The sequence below is a fragment of the Vibrio sp. AK197 genome, from assembly GCF_053903115.1.
Map to the genome: position 1 here is coordinate 129,009 of NZ_CP096429.1, position 15,411 is coordinate 144,419.

13 protein-coding genes are annotated in these 15,411 nt (G+C 47.4%); 2 read left to right on the forward strand and 11 right to left on the reverse strand.

The features are described 5' to 3' along the window. Positions 1–22 precede the first annotated feature (22 nt). Together atpD and M1D72_RS00565 are read left to right on the forward strand one after the other, a co-directional pair. On the forward strand, positions 23–1,408 hold the full coding sequence (gene atpD, locus M1D72_RS00560) for a F0F1 ATP synthase subunit beta (protein ID WP_390192852.1): 1,386 nt from the start codon (positions 23–25) through the stop codon (positions 1,406–1,408). Between the two features lie 15 nt (positions 1,409–1,423). After that, a complete protein-coding gene (locus M1D72_RS00565) occupies positions 1,424–1,864 on the forward strand; it encodes a F0F1 ATP synthase subunit epsilon (protein ID WP_390192853.1) in 441 nt (146 codons plus the stop codon). A 126-nt stretch (positions 1,865–1,990) separates the two neighbouring features. Here M1D72_RS00565 and M1D72_RS00570 read toward each other — a convergent pair whose 3' ends face one another. The 11 genes from M1D72_RS00570 to M1D72_RS00620 all read right to left on the reverse strand — a co-directional run bounded on the left by M1D72_RS00570 (position 1,991) and on the right by M1D72_RS00620 (position 15,119). Continuing rightward, complete coding sequence (locus M1D72_RS00570; RefSeq protein WP_390192855.1) at positions 1,991–2,623, reverse strand: response regulator; 633 nt, start codon at positions 2,621–2,623, stop codon at positions 1,991–1,993. Further along, the gene (locus M1D72_RS00575) at positions 2,620–4,017 is read right to left on the reverse strand and encodes a sensor histidine kinase (RefSeq protein ID WP_456295144.1); all 1,398 of its coding nucleotides are present in this window, start codon (positions 4,015–4,017) and stop codon (positions 2,620–2,622) included. The genes M1D72_RS00570 and M1D72_RS00575 overlap by 4 nt, the downstream gene beginning before the upstream one ends. Before the next feature lie 132 nt (positions 4,018–4,149). Beyond that, positions 4,150–5,847, reverse strand: a complete 1,698-nt coding sequence (locus M1D72_RS00580) for a pseudouridine synthase (protein WP_456295620.1) — start codon at positions 5,845–5,847, stop codon at positions 4,150–4,152. Positions 5,848–6,031: 184 nt separating this feature from the next. Next, complete coding sequence (locus tag M1D72_RS00585; protein WP_390192859.1) at positions 6,032–6,328, reverse strand: hypothetical protein; 297 nt, start codon at positions 6,326–6,328, stop codon at positions 6,032–6,034. 316 nt (positions 6,329–6,644) lie between these two features. After that, the gene (gene yjfF / locus M1D72_RS00590) at positions 6,645–7,643 is read right to left on the reverse strand and encodes a galactofuranose ABC transporter, permease protein YjfF (protein WP_390192860.1); all 999 of its coding nucleotides are present in this window, start codon (positions 7,641–7,643) and stop codon (positions 6,645–6,647) included. Then, the gene (ytfT, locus tag M1D72_RS00595; protein ID WP_456295145.1) at positions 7,636–8,661 is read right to left on the reverse strand and encodes a galactofuranose ABC transporter, ATP-binding protein YtfT; all 1,026 of its coding nucleotides are present in this window, start codon (positions 8,659–8,661) and stop codon (positions 7,636–7,638) included. Before ytfT ends, yjfF begins: the two co-directional genes overlap by 8 nt. A gap of 7 nt (positions 8,662–8,668) precedes the next feature. Beyond that, entirely contained in the window at positions 8,669–10,174 is a 1,506-nt protein-coding gene (ytfR, locus tag M1D72_RS00600) for a galactofuranose ABC transporter, ATP-binding protein YtfR (RefSeq protein WP_390192864.1), read from the reverse strand. 67 nt (positions 10,175–10,241) lie between these two features. Next, positions 10,242–11,201 (reverse strand): galactofuranose ABC transporter, galactofuranose-binding protein YtfQ, encoded by a 960-nt coding sequence (gene ytfQ / locus M1D72_RS00605; RefSeq protein ID WP_456295146.1) that lies wholly within the window; start codon positions 11,199–11,201, stop codon positions 10,242–10,244. Between the two features lie 338 nt (positions 11,202–11,539). Beyond that, complete coding sequence (gene araH, locus M1D72_RS00610) at positions 11,540–12,529, reverse strand: L-arabinose ABC transporter permease AraH (RefSeq protein WP_390192866.1); 990 nt, start codon at positions 12,527–12,529, stop codon at positions 11,540–11,542. 16 nt (positions 12,530–12,545) lie between these two features. After that, a complete protein-coding gene (araG, locus tag M1D72_RS00615; protein WP_390192868.1) occupies positions 12,546–14,060 on the reverse strand; it encodes an L-arabinose ABC transporter ATP-binding protein AraG in 1,515 nt (504 codons plus the stop codon). A gap of 57 nt (positions 14,061–14,117) precedes the next feature. Next, positions 14,118–15,119, reverse strand: a complete 1,002-nt coding sequence (locus M1D72_RS00620) for an arabinose ABC transporter substrate-binding protein (RefSeq protein WP_390192870.1) — start codon at positions 15,117–15,119, stop codon at positions 14,118–14,120. Positions 15,120–15,411: the final 292 nt, after the last annotated feature.

Here is a 15,411-nt window from a genome sequence, read left to right on the forward strand (position 1 = left end):
GAGAGAATTTGAGGTTTTAATTATGAGTATTGGCAAAATTGTCAAAGTCATCGGTGCGGTGGTCGACGTTGAGTTCGAACAAAACCAAGGTCCGAAAGTCTACGATGCCTTAAAGGTGACAGAAACTGACGGCAGCACATTGATGTTAGAAGTGCAGCAGCAACTTGGTGGCGGTGTGGTACGTTGTATCGCCATGGGTACGTCTGATGGTCTAAAACGCGGTTTGAGCGTTGAATCAACAGGCCACCCAATTACTGTTCCTGTGGGCGAAGAAACCCTGGGACGGATCATGAACGTGCTGGGTGACCCGATCGATGAATGCGGTCCTATCGGTGAAAAAACATCTTATGAGATTCACCGTGCTGCGCCAAGCTATGAAGATCAATCCAACAGTACTGAACTTTTGGAGACGGGGGTGAAAGTCATCGACTTGATTTGCCCGTTTGCCAAAGGGGGTAAAATCGGTCTGTTCGGCGGTGCCGGTGTTGGTAAAACCGTCAACATGATGGAGCTTATCAACAACATCGCAAAAGCGCACTCGGGGCTTTCTGTATTTACCGGTGTAGGGGAACGAACTCGTGAGGGTAACGACTTCTACTACGAAATGAAAGATGCGGGCGTGCTTGATAAAGTCGCGATGGTTTATGGTCAGATGAACGAGCCACCGGGTAACCGTCTACGTGTGGCGTTGACAGGTTTGACGATTGCTGAGCGCTTCCGTGATGAAGGCCGTGACGTACTATTGTTTGTTGACAATATTTATCGTTATACCCTAGCGGGGACCGAAGTTTCAGCACTGCTTGGCCGTATGCCATCAGCGGTAGGTTATCAGCCTACATTGGCTGAAGAAATGGGCGTACTGCAAGAGCGTATCACATCCACTAAGTCGGGTTCGATCACGTCTATCCAAGCGGTCTATGTGCCTGCGGATGACTTAACTGACCCGTCACCCGCGACCACGTTCGCGCACTTGGATGCAACGGTTGTACTATCGCGTAACATCGCGGCATTGGGTTTGTATCCTGCGATTGACCCGCTCGATTCAACATCACGTCAGCTTGACCCACAAATTGTTGGCCAAGAGCATTACGATGTCGCACAGCAAGTGCAAATGACGCTGCAGCGTTATAAAGAGCTGAAAGATATTATCGCTATCTTGGGGATGGATGAGTTGTCAGAAGAGGACAAACGCTTGGTGTCTCGTGCACGTAAAGTGGAGCGTTTCCTTACTCAGCCTTACCACGTGGCGGAAGTCTTTACCGGTCAACCTGGTGTGTTCGTGTCACTAAAAGATACCATTGTTGGCTTTAAAGACCTGCTTGATGGCAAGTACGATGATATTCCTGAACAGGCATTCTTGTACTGTGGCACCATCGAACAAGTGCTTGAAAAAGCGAAAACGCTGTAACGCGCAGGAGGCATCATGGCAATAGGGGTTTCACAAAATACGTTCCAGTTGAACGTCGTCAGTGCTGAGGGAACGTTGTATTCCGGCCCGGCGCATGCCATTGCCGTTGCTGGCGCAGATGGAGAACTCGGCATTCGTCCGGGTCACTCCCCGCTAATCAGCAAGCTGAAACCAGGGGTGGCCCGTATTCAGGGTGACTTGCAAAAACCGGAAGAGATTCTTTATGTCTCCGGTGGGTTGGTCGAAGTGCAATCTGATGTAGTGACAGTACTGGCCGATACGGCTTTGCATGGTAAAGACATCGACAGTTCGCGCGCGGAAGCGGCGAGAAAAGCGGCGGAAGAAAACATTCGTCATTATGACGATAACTTCAGTTTTGCTCAGGCGCAATTGGAGCTCAACAAAGCGTTAGCTCAGTTGAAAGCGTTTGAATTGAGTATGAAAACACGTCGCTAATACCACTATGATTGTTAAGCCAAAAAACCACCTAAGCGGTGGTTTTTTATTGTCTAAATTGACGGTCGATTGGCATTTATATCATGCCAGCTTCAACACAACTGACATGGCATAAATGCCAACGGATTACTGCAACATATTGGCGTAAACTTGCAAGCCGCGCTCAGTCAGTGAATACACACGACCTTCTTCTTTCTCGACCAGTTTACTGTTGACGAGATGTTTGAGATGGAAATTAAATTTAGTGTGATCTTCAATACCGACGACACGGCACAAATCCATAAATTTGAGCTTATGGTGAACCTTAAGTTGTTTGACCACCGTGCGCCGAATCGGGTTGGAGAGTGAGCTAAAAATCACGTCTCGATCTTCGTCATCCATCATCACCCGCGGGGCGTGTTCGGCATGAACACGTTTTAAGGTGACAGACAGCGATGGCAAGTTAAAGGGCTTGGTTAAAAACTCATCAGCGCCTTTTTTCATCGCATCGACAGCCAAATCGACGGTCGCAAATGCGGTGGTAATGACGATGCCGATATTGGGTTGCAAACGGCGCAGGGACGTTAAAGCATCAATGCCCGTAATCCCGGACATCACCACATCAAAGAGTGCCAAATCAAAATGCTGCTGAGACGCGGCATCCAATGCATCTTCCGCACAGTGGCAGGCCGTAACCTCGAAGGATTCGAGCGTTAGGGCTTCGACCAGCACTTCACGTAATTGTTGATCATCTTCAGCAAGCAATAATTTTAAATTCATGACCGTTTCCTCGGCAACTGGACTTCTACCGTTAATCCATGAGGATTATTCTTCATTTTCATCTCGCCGCCATGTTGTAGAACAATCTTTTTGCAGATTGCCAGTCCCATACCTGTCCCTTCACCCACCGCTTTGGTGGTGAAAAAGGGCTGAGTCATTTTCTCCAATACTTGATTAGTGACGCCGCCAGCGCGATCAACAATTTCAATCACCGCATTTTTCTTGCGTTGATAGGAGAAGATGGCAAGGTATTTCGTGGTATGGCTAGCATCAATGGCGTTGCCAATTAAGTTGGTCAGCATCTGCTCGAGCTGTCCGGCATCGCCATCGATACGCAGTTCAGGTGCGAGATGGGTTTCGACGGTAAAGTCATTTAAGCGAAAGTGATTCAGCGATATCGCAGATTTAATAACCTCGGCAACCACAACGGTATCGCGTTTAAGGGGATTTTGATGGGCGTAATTTAGGACTTCTTGGCTGATCTGAGCGGCGCGTGAGAGCCCGTGACGAATACGCTCAAGTTGGCGTTCTGTTGTCTGTTTTTCTTTGCTTTCTGGTTCATGTTGCACTTGGTGGCTCAGAATATCGCAGCTCATGAGTGCGCTGCTGAGTGGCGTTTTGATTTCATGAGCAATCGCAGAAGTCAGTTCACCTAACTCTTTCAACTTTTGGTTTTGCAATGAGAGTTGCAGTGCTTCTTCGATTAAATTGTCGTGCTCTTCATCAAAGACACGCAGCGCAAACCACGTCGCCGCAAGCAGTAACACCGCACATACCATGCGAATCGCGATAACCGACGGGGTCATCTCAGAGGAGAGTCCGCCGATGCTGATGACATAAATCATCAAGGCAAACCCCACCAATTTAAATGGCAGTGCTTTACCATAGCCTTGGCGGGCGAGTGAATAGGCATAGTCTGCCAAGGCAAAACTGGCCAGTAAGCCGCAGACTAATCCAAAAATCCAGCGCATGTGCAGCGCGACATTATGCAGATACTCGAAGTAATCTAAAGTGTTGAAGTGGTAAGCGGCACCAATCAAAAATAGACAAATCAGCAACAACATACCGCGACGCAAGAAGCGTACTCCAGGCCACTGAGTCAGTGGTAACATCTTCCAACAGAATATGGCTAATGCCGCCATGGAAAGCCCTAATTCAATGGTATGAATGGTTTCCAGCGTCAGGGTTTGTGCGGTTTGGTGTACGTACATCACGGTGTAAAGCTCAAACCATTCATGCGCGCCGCGTAATAAACAAAATAGCGCGAAGTAGGGTAGCACCTCGGCAATTGCGATGCGGCTGATATGAAGCTTCCTGAAAAAAATCGCAAAGGAGATAGCGAAAAGGGCTAAGCCGTGAAGTAAGTAAAACTTAAAAATTATGAGCGTATCCATTGGCTCAGTCTATGCCAGCGCTGAAAACCGGGCAATGAGATTTCAGCGCTATTCGCTCACAGTAATTTTTCAAAAATGAAGTATTGGTATGACCACCATTCTCGGTTTTGCATCAGTGAGACGATGCGGTGGTTAGAACTCGGCGTCCGCTTGAAACACCATTGGCTGCTTGGTGTAGGGGTGGGCAAATTCGAGTGTTTCGGCATGCAGATGCAGGCGATCGGCACGTGTTCCGTATAAGCCGTCACCGACCATGGCTAAGTTGAGCCCAAGATGGTGCGCGCAGTGCACACGCAGCTGATGCGTCCGTCCGGTATGCGGATACAGATAAACTTTACTTTGCCCATGGGTAGTGACGATCTCTTGCCACTCGGTACGCGCCGGTTTTCCATGTTCGAAACACACCAATTGGCGGGGCCTGTCATCGGGATCACCCCGCATAGGCAAGTCAATTTGGCCCTGCGGCGCGGGAACTTCACCGCAGAGAAGTGCAACATAGCGCTTTTTGACTTCGCGACTGATGAATTGTTTTTGTAAACTCTTATTGGCGCGCTTGGTGAGTGCAAACACCAGTAAGCCTGAGGTAGCCATATCTAGGCGGTGAATCACAAACGGACCTTCGACATCGGGAAATTGTTGTTGTAGCCGAGTATAAGCCGAATCTTTGATGGTTTTTCCCGGGACTGAAAGCAGTCCTGAGGGCTTGTTTACCACCACCATTGCCTCATCTTGGTAAACAATCGTCAGCGGTTTATCTTCAGCCCAGTTTTGCTCCAGTGGGTTGGGTTCCACCTCTAGCCCCTTGAGCATATGAGTTAAGATCGGCTGACACTTGCTATGGCATGATGGGTAGAACTGACCATGCTTACGAATTTCAGATTTTGGCGATACGCCCCACCAAAACTCGGCCATCGCCAGTGGATGATAACCATGCAAATAGGCGTATTGCAGCAGTTTTGGCGCGGCGCATTCACCGGCTCCGGCGGGCGGAACCTCCAGCCCCGTTTGCTGAAAGATTTGGTTTAACCCCAATTGCTCGCCGCGCTGATTTAAAAATTGATATTGGTCGAACAGTTTTTTTTGTAATTGATGAGAGAGTTGCTTACGTTTGGTTTTTAACTGCTCAAGCTTGCGCTGGATGCGCGCAACGTGCTGGTTGACTTGGGCAATTTTTTCTTCCCATTCGAGCTTTAAGTATTTGAGGGTATTTTTGTCGGCGACACTGGCTTTGGCGAGTGCATCGAGCGCGTGTTTTAGCGCGTCGCCTTCTAGAGTTTGCTCTGCATTGATGCGCTGCTGCTTACGTTCGGCGCGCGCAGCAATCATATGCTGGCGCTGCTGCGCTTCGTGTTGTTGGTAGTCTGACTCTAACTGCGCCAATTGCTGCTGTAGGCGAATAAATTCATCATCGTGGCTGAGCGTGGTCACATGGCTATTGAGTTCAGTAATTTGCGCCAGCTCTGCATGAAAAAAGCTGTCTTTTGCCAGCATATCAAATACCGGAGGCACAAAACCGGGTAGCAGGTTTTGCTCAGCGATTTTGCCAGAAAATCCAGCCAGATAACCGATTTCCCCTTCGGGGCTCTGTACCACTAGTACTCCAAACATTTTACCGACTGCGTCGGTTTTTTCACGACTTTGACTCTGCCCCTCGATACCAAAATCATGCCGCCACTCGGTTTGAGTGAGTAAATGCTGCTGAAGCTGCGACGCCGCCAGTTTGCAAAGCGAATGAGGCTGATAATAAAACGGAAAAGTAAACTGGCTCGGAAGTTCTATCGAGCGAATATCGCTGGCGAACGAATGAAAACGTGGGTCTTGATGCGGCATGGGCGTTGAAGTCGTGATGTTCTGAGCGGCGATTGTACCGAAAATGAGGCCAAATGCCACGCTTAACCGAAAGCGGTGTCGAGCGCATATTTGGAGATCGGCGAAAAGAATTGGGGGACGGAATCTTCAAAGAAAGGGGGAGAAGAAGATTCCGCGCCACCCAATGGGGATTGCGTTTGAGTGTTTAGCCTAGTGCGAGTTGCGCAGCTGTGGCTCCACCCATGTGCAATAGCGGATTGTTGAGCTGATTTTGTACTTTATGGAACAACGCTTCGCGGCGCTGTTCCAGTAGCTCTTCGATCAATCGCTCTTTGGCACCTTCACCAAAGTGTTGAGCATACTGTTTTACTTGAACGATTTCAGAATGATTAAGCTGATAAACCTCAGATTGAATCTGCGCTTCAGCCTCTTTCTTGATCAATCCTTGAAACTGCAACAATTGAATGATGATCCGATCCAGCGGATGAGTTTTCTTTGCCATAACTGATGAATTCTTTTGTCCGTGAACGTTGTAAGTTTTATGGTGTTCGCCACTACTATGCGGCTTTTAAAGATCAAGATTAAACAACATATTGTATGGAGTGTGATTTGGGTTCGAGAACAAATATATAGTCACTTTTTTCCACATAAACAGTCAGTTAGGTTTTGGATCCAAGTATCATTTTTGGTCGGACTCAACGTGTGATCCACATTCAAAGACAGATGTCGCATGGCGTCGGGGATGGCAGGGCAAAGAGAAAGTTAAGAATAAAAAAGGCTCCCAATCGGAAGCCTTTGCGCATAGTTATGGTATTTATTTAGCTGGGAACTGATTTCATCATGCTGGTGCTGGCAACTTGTTTACGCCGTTCGCTCATGACCAGCAGCAAACGTTGTAAACCGATAAAACCAAACAGCAAAATGCCGACGATGATTTTTGTCCACCAAGAGCTCAATGTGCCATCAAAGGTGATGTAGGTTTGAATCAACCCCTGAATCAGCACTCCAAACAGGGAACCAAATACCGTACCGACACCACCAGAAAGCAGAGTTCCACCAATCACCACGGCGGCAATCGCATCGAGCTCAACCCCAATGCCTGCTAATGGATAGCCCGCAGAGGTGTAAATCGAGAAAACGATTCCTGCGCAGGTCGCCAAAAACGTTGACAGCATGTAAATGCCAATGGTTGTTCGGCGAACGGGAACCCCCATTAATCCAGCCGAGGTGGCATTACCGCCGACGGCGTAAACGTTATTGCCAAAACGGGTTCGGTGGGCAAGTAAAATGCCTAGTGTGACAATTACCAGCATGATCACCGCCATAAGGCTCAGGCGGCCGCCTCCCCAAATATGCCAAGCGGTACGTGACAACTCTTTAAACATGGGATGTTGAATCGGAATGGATTGCTCGGAAATTAAAAAGCTGGCACCGCGTAAAAAGAACATGCCAGCCAGCGTTACGATAAAGGCTGGAATTTTTAAGGTATCGATAATCCAACCCATAAAGCCGCCAAACAGCATCCCCATGAGCAGCACAATCAGCATCGCCATCAACGGAGCAATGTGCCAGTCACCAATCATCTTCGCCATAAACACGCCAGTGAACGCCACCACCGAGCCGACCGACAGGTCAATACCTCCGGAGAGAATCACAAAGGTCATCCCTACCGCGAGTATGCCCAAAAACGCATTATCGGTGAGTATGTTACAGATCACGCGTGTGGTCATAAAGGCAGGGAATTCCAACATGCAAAACACGTAGCCAATAAGAAACACACAGATGGTGATAAACAGAGGAAAGTTACGCTTAATCATGATTCATTTTCCTCTTGAACATTTGAATGACTGCGGGAGATTGCATGACCAGTACAAGCAGTACCACCACGGATTTAACGATATGGTTCCACTGCGGTTGGTAGCCAGAGAGCAAAATGCCCGTATTGATGCTTTGGATGATGAACGCACCGACTAACGCGAGCAGTAAGTTAAAGCGCCCCCCCATCAATGAGGTGCCGCCGATGACGACCGCCAGAATGGCGTCCATCTCGAGCCAAAGACCTGCATTATTGGCGTCGGCGCCTTTGATATCGGCGGCGACAATAATACCAGCGAGCGCCGCCATTAGACCGCTAAGGGCATAAACTGACATCACTATGGCTGGCGTGTTAATACCGGCATTTTTCGCGGCTTTAATGTTGATACCGACAGATTCAATAAATAGCCCGAGCGCCGTTTTTTTGGTTAAACACCAAATCGCGATGGTGGCGATGATCAACAAAATGACCGGAGTTGGTAGCAGTAAGAATGAACCACTACCAAACCACGACAGTGTGTCGCTATTAAAGGTGACGATTTGCCCTTGAGTAATGAGCTGGGCAATACCACGTCCGGCGACCATTAAAATCAGCGTGGCGACGATCGGCTGAATTTTAAATACGGCCACCAAAAAGCCATTCCATAGACCACAGGCGACCCCAGAGAGCAGCGCACAAATTAAGATAGTGGTTGGCGCGTAATCTTGTGATGCCATACTGGCCATCACAGCGCCGCTGATCGCCATCACAGCGCCAACCGACAAATCGATGCCCCCCGTGGCGATGACCAGTGTCATCCCGATGGTAAGCAGCGCGACAGGCGCTCCGCGATTAAAAATATCGATCACGCTGCCGAACAGACGTCCGTCTTGAATGTGAATGGAGAAGAAGTTGTCGGCGATGACCGCGTTGATCAAAAACAGACACACAAGGGCCAAAATTTGGGGCGCGCCTTTGGGCAAGCTGAATCTGCGCTTAGTCTGCGCATGTCCCGGGGTTGATGGATTAAATGTTGTCATACTCACCTCACATCGCTATCGCTTGCATAATGGCGGGTACCGAGAGTTCTTCGGTTGGAATTTCCGCGACTTGCTTGCGATCGCGTAGCACGATGACGCGGTCAGCGTAGCCGACTAGCTCTTCAAGTTCTGAAGAGATAACTAGGAGTGCTAAGCCATTGGCGCACAGTGATTCAATTAAGCGAATGATCTCGGCATGCGCGCCGACATCAATGCCGCGTGTTGGTTCGTCGAGAATTAAAAAGCGGGGTTTGGTGAGCAACCAGCGTGCGAGCAGCACTTTTTGCTGGTTACCACCAGAGAGAAACTCTATCGGCTGTTCGATATTGGGCGTTTTGATGTCGAGTTGTTTGATAAAACGCTGCGACATCTCTTCTTGCTCGGCGCGCGATATGGGACGGAACCAACCTCGCTGGGCTTGAAGCGCCAGAATGATATTTTCTCTGACCGATGCCGCGCCAATAATACCATCAGTTTTGCGATCTTCAGGGCAGAAACCAAAACCTTGCAAGGACGCTTGGCGCGCTGATGTGACTTTAGTTGGACGGCTTTTCAGTTTACAACTGCCGCTGTCATTCGGTTCAATACCGAAGATAACTTTGGCGGTTTCAGTGCGGCCTGAACCGAGAAGTCCGGCAAGCCCTACGATTTCGCCAGCGTGCACTTTAAGATCAAAGGGCTCGATGGTGCCTTTTTTACCATATTGGCTGAACTCGACCACAGGCTCATCACTCAATTGCGTTTTGCCTGCTCGCCTGAGCGCATTGTCTTCGAGTTCACGCCCAAGCATAAGTTTAACCAGTTCAATTTGTGGTAATTGACGCGTCTCGTGCGTTCCGACTAACTGACCGTTGCGCAGCACCGTGATGCGGTCACTTACTTCATACACTTGGTCGAGGAAGTGAGTGATAAAAACAAGGCTAATGCCTTTCGCACGTAGATCTCGCATGATGCCAAACAGCATGTCCACTTCACTACTATCAAGGCTGGCGGTTGGCTCATCCAGAATTAAGATTTTGGCGGAAAGCGATACCGCGCGCGCGATGGAAATCACTTGTTGAATCGCGACGGAAAAGCTATTTAGTGGTTGAGTTACATCCAAATTTAAACCATAGCTGGTCACGATTTGGCTGGCTTTTTGCGCCATCAATTTACGGTCGACAAAGCCCCATTTTTTAGGTTCATTGCCGATAAACAGATTGTCCATAACCGACATATTGGGCAATAAGTTGACCTCTTGATATACAGTGCCAATTCCTAATTGCTGCGCATGCGCGGTATTTTGGGGAGAGATGGATTGTCCATCTAAAAAAATATCACCAGCGTCACGTTGGTAAACACCGGTTAGCGTTTTCACTAAGGTTGATTTTCCGGCGCCATTTTCACCAAGCAGCGCCATAATTTCGCCTTTTCTCAACGAAAAATCGACATTCTGCAGCGCTTTCACGCCAGGAAAAAATTTACTGATCCCTTGTGCGCTTAATATAACGTCATTACTTTGCATCGATGACATACCCACTCCAAAGCCTCCCACCAAGCGTCGAAAAAAATTCGATTCAGTGAGAGGCTTTTATCAAAAATTAATAACCGAGGTCTTTTTTCATATCCAATTGTTCTTTTGCATCTTTCGGCAAATAAAGATTGGATTCGGTCACTATTTTTTTCGGAGGTTGAGTACCATTTTCTTTATATGAAATAAGCGCATCAAAGGCAGGGCCTGCCATATTTGGTGTTAATTCTACAGTGGCATTGGCTTCACCATTCATCATGGCTTTAAAAATATCCGGAACCGCATCTATCGAGACAACTAAAATATCGTCGCCTGGTTTTAAACCGGCTTCTTTAATTGCCTGAATCGCGCCAATGGCCATGTCGTCATTATGGGAGAATACCGCACAAATATTTTTGCCACCGTTCTCTGCTTTAATGAAGCTTTCCATGACTTCTTTCCCTTTACTGCGAGTAAATTCGCCAGATTGGGTACGCACAATATTGACGTTGGACGCATTGCTGATCGCTTCGCTAAAGCCTTCCTTACGGTCAATCGCCACACTGGCACCGACGGTGCCTTGCAGTTCGACCACGTTACACGGTTTGTCTTTGACGGTCTCGAGGAGCCACTGGCCAGCAACTTTCCCTTCTAATACGTTATCTGCAGTAACGGCAGTCATGTACAAAGAGTCATCGTCGACGGTGATCCCGCGGTCAAGAAGAAATACAGGGATTTCATAGTCTTTCGCTTCTTCAAGTACCGGGCCCCAGCCTGTTTGAACCACGGGGGCAATAAAGATCGCATCAACCCCTTGGGCGATAAACGAGCGTACCGCCTTGATTTGGTTTTCCTGTTTTTGCTGAGCATCAGAAATCTTCAAGTTGATGCCACGCTTTTCAGCTTCAGCTTTGGATACCGCAGTTTCGGCAGCGCGCCATCCTGATTCTGAACCAATTTGAGAAAAGCCAACCGTTAAGGAACTGGCAAAAACGGAGGCAGACATAACGAGACTACCGATGGCAGTCGCAAGGGTGAGTTTTTTTAGCATAATCTTTCTCTATCTTATATTTTATATTTTCACGTGTAGGGTATTAATAGGAACTGCAGGTGTATATTTTTTATACGAAAATAGATTAGGAAACCCACTGAATATTGGGTTAGAGGTAGGTCACAGCCGGTCATCGATAGCAAAAAAATCCATTATAATAGCGGAATTAGTAATGAATTTTTATGAGCTATTAATATTTGTGTTAATGTCTTTTTTTTGTAATTTTATACAATATTTAATTAGCAATACGATAAAAGTCTTAAACAAAAAAACGCCTCATAATTGAGGCGTTTTATAGAATCGAAATAGTTAAATTAATATGGGCTTCGAATTAATATTTAAGCGCGAGACTTCTGTTTGTATCGGTCAAAAATAACCGCTGCTAGCAGAATCGCACCGCGTACCACATATTGTGCAAATGGAGACATATTCAATAGGTTCATGGCGTTTTCAACCGTACCGAGAATAAGTACACCAGCAATGACGTAAGAAACTTTACCAATCCCGCCTTTTAGTGAAACACCACCAAGTACACAAGCTGAAATGACAACAAGTTCAAAACCGACGGAAGTCATTGGCTGACCACTGGTCATCCGCGCAGCAAGAATCACCCCAGCAAGCGCCGAGATAAACCCAGAGACAGTGAAGATGATCATCTTGGTTTTCACCACGTTAACCCCGGCCAATCGGGCGGCTTCTTCGTTACCACCAATGGCGAGTGTATTACGACCATAAACCGTGCGGTTAAGCAAGAACGCAAATACGGCAAAGGTGACAATGGTTAACCATACGGGCGTTGGTACGCCGATAAACGAAGAATTACCCAAAGAGAAGAAGCTTTCTTCCGTAATACCGACCGCTTTACCGTCGGATATGATGTAGCCAAGACCACGTGCAATCTGCATGGTTGCAAGGGTGGTGATCAACGCGTTAATTTGCAGTTTGGCAATCACAAAGCCATTAAGCAGGCCAAATGCAACACCAGACAGCAAGCCAGCACCGATGCCAAGAACCACGCTTGAGGTCGCGTTGATAGCCACCGCCGTTACGACACCTGAACACGCAATGATTGAGGCGACCGATAAGTCTAAATCGCCGCACGCCAGGCAGAACAACATGGCACAAGCGACCATACCACTCATCGAAATGGCAAGCCCCAATCCTTTCATATTAATGAAAGTGGCAAAGTAGGGAACGAAAAAGGCACACAACAGAAATAGACCAGCAAATACCATTAGCATGCCGAAGCGATCCCAAATACCGGCGAGACTCATCGCGCTTTTTGGTTTTTCCTCATTGAGGACTTTGGTTGAACTAGATAGGGACATAGGATATTCCTTCGTATCAGGCTGCAGCTTGTCCGTCGCCCAACATGGCGAGGCTCAGAGCTGCTTGTTCGTTAAATTCTTCACGTTTCAGTTCGCCAGTTACGGCGCCTTCTTTCATCACCAGCACACGGTCAGAAATGCCAAGGACTTCAGGAAGGTCACTGGATACGACCAATACGGTGACGCCGTTTTCCGCCAAGTTGAAAATCAATTCGTAGATTTCCGATTTGGCGCCTACGTCGATGCCGCGGGTTGGCTCATCGAGCAAAATCACACTCATCGCGGTGGATAACCAGCGACCAAGGATGACTTTTTGTTGGTTACCTCCAGAGAGCTCACCAATGGCTTGCTGTAAAGAGGCGGTTTTGACATTAAGCGCTTGACGTTGCTTCTCTGCGTTTTTGCCTTCCCAACTGAAGTCAATCAGGCTGCCAAGTTTTAGATGCCAGCGACGGGCACTGACGTTGGTATTCTCTTCCACTGACATGATCGGAATGATGCCATCCGCTTTGCGGTCTTCTGGACATAGCGTGATGCCGGCTTTGATCGCATCTTGCGGTGATTGAATGGAGATGGGTTCACCGTGAAGATAGATTTGCCCTGCGGTGGATTTTTCTGCGCCAAAAATTAAACGAGTTAATTCGGTACGCCCTGCGCCCACCAAACCAAATAAGCCAAGAATTTCGCCTTGCAGAATGTTGAGTGAGACAGGGGCCGTTAAGCCTTTGCCTTCGATATTATCAAGGCGCAAGCCATCTTCACCTAATGGGCGAGAACGGTAGTTATAAATATCATTGATTTCACGACCAACCATCAGCTCAACCAAGCGATCGTGGGTCAGTGTGCTTAAGTCATCGAAGGTTTGAACATGGGTGCCATCTTTAAAAATGGTGATGGCATCACACAGGTCAAAGATCTCTTCCATACGGTGCGAAACATAAAGAATGATTTTTCCGTCATCGCGCAGCTCGCGAATGACTTTAAATAAATTTTTAATTTCTCTTTGAGACAAGCTACTGGTTGGCTCATCAAAGGCAATGATTTGCGCATTACGGCTTAAGGCTTTGGCAATTTCCACCATCTGCCATTGGCCGATTGAAAACTCTTTTAATGGGCGTGAAGGATCAAAATGTTCTCCTAAACGACTGAGCTGTTCACGTGCATTTTTGTTGAGCGTATCGGTATCGACGCGCCCGTTTTTAGTTGGCATCTGGCCCAGATAAATATTTTCAGCCACACTCAGTTCAGGAACCAGGTTAAGTTCCTGATAAATGATGGCAATACCTGCGTCGAGCGCATCGGTAGTTTTGATGAATTCAAGGCTTTTTCCATCGACGATCAGTTCGCCTTCAGTGGGCTTATGCAAACCACTTAGGGTTTTAAGTAGAGTCGACTTCCCAGCGCCATTTTCTCCCATCAACGCATGTACGCTGCCCTTATTGGCTCGAAAGCTGATGTTGTTCAACGCTTTTACGCCAGGGAAATGCTTTGAGATATTGCGAAACTCTAAGTAAGAAGGTGATCCCGCCATAGTATTTCTCTCCGAATTTGTGATATGGCGGCCCAAGTGGGCCACCACGACAGCGGCTTATAGGCCTTTTTTCTCGAGTTCGGCTTTAAAGTTGTCACGTGTAATCAGGACGACATCGGTTACTTCAACGAATTTCTTCGGTTCAACATCGTCATTTACCCATTGGTAAAGTGATTCAATACTCTTGAAGCCGTGTACGTCTGGGCTAGGAAGTAGTGAGCCATAGAAGCCGGTTGGTTTTGATTTCGCCAGTTCGTTAACAGCATCAACACCATTGATACCAATACCGATAACGTTGGCTGCATCAAATCCTTGGCCTTCGGTCGCGCGCACGCCACCCAGTACAGTGTTGTCGTTCATACCTACAATCAGCCATTGCTTAACATTTGGGTATTGAACCAGTAGAGAGTTCGCTGCATCCAGTGCGCCAGGAATATCGTTGGTTTTGGTTGGAACGCGGTAAATTTGGTTTTCAGGGAAGCCAGCTTCTTTCAACGCTTTGATGGAACCATCAACACGGCGACGTGCTGTATCTAGCTCGTCTGCTGTGATTGCCATAACACCAGTGGTTGAGGCATCCCAGCCACGGTTAGTCATTTCTTTATACAACTCAGAACCTTGACGGTATCCGATTTCGCTCGCAGCCATCATGACCAATGGTACGTTGGTCATTGGTTCACCTTTGGCATTCAGGAACTGGTCATCAACAGTGACGACTTTCAGATCATAGCTTTTGGCTTTGGCCATGATCGCTGGACCTAATTTTGGATCTGGCGTACAGATAACGAAACCTTTGGCACCACTTGCGGCAAGTGTGTCAATAGCATTTAGGGTTTTTTCACCGTCTGGAATTGCCATTTTTACCACTTCAAAACCGTACTTCTCACCGGCTTTTTCAGCAAAGGCCCATTCGGTTTGGAACCAAGGTTCTTCAGGTTGTTTTACAAGATAGCCGAGCTTAAGTTCATCATCACTAGAACCAAAGAAGGCATTGGCAGACGCACTCATCAAGGTGAGACCCGATAGTGCAGCAGTTGCGAGTAGAGTTTTTAGTTTCATTGTTATTCCATCCACTGGTGTGTAGGGGGTAAATATTCACCTCCATTATTCTTGTAACTAACAAGTAATTGGAGTGATAAAAATCACAACAGAAAAAAGTAGCAATTTTGTCCATTTATTTAGCGTGCGAGACTATGATCTAGCTCTCATTTGCATGGCTATGGTGCACTTTTGAATGATTTTGGTGCGAGTGAAACGATTTTTCGACCAATTAATCGCCACTGGTAACAAGTTGGGTGCATTTCATTATCAATGACGCAAAAAAAACCTCGTAACGTTTTTGTCCATAAAT